The 237-nt window shown below is 40.9% G+C and carries 1 pseudogene; it reads left to right on the top strand.

The features are described 5' to 3' along the window. Positions 1-183: pseudogene (locus RYX56_RS25180) on the top strand (DEAD/DEAH box helicase); the annotation flags it as partial. Between the last annotated feature and the right edge of the window lie 54 nt (positions 184-237).

The following is a 237-nucleotide window of genomic DNA, read 5'->3' as shown; positions in this document are numbered from 1 at the left end:
ATTGAACTAGATGATCGAAATCGCCTCAGAAACAGGGTCAAGCATGCAGTCGCAACGGAAATGCTTGCAAAGTCAATCACTAAAAAGCCAAAAAAGGTAAAACCAGGCTATAAAAAGAAAATGCAGGCGGAAATGGAAAAAGTAAAAAAACGGCAGCGGCGGATGAACCAGAAAAAGAGATAAGTGAAATGGAGAGGTGCGCGATGTTGAAAATAGGATCACATGTTTCAATGAGTG

It is taken from the genome of Alkalihalophilus lindianensis (assembly GCF_032843265.1).
Lineage (GTDB): Bacteria > Bacillota > Bacilli > Bacillales > Bacillaceae_D > Alkalihalophilus > Alkalihalophilus lindianensis.
This window is presented reverse-complemented; position numbering and strand designations above follow the sequence as displayed.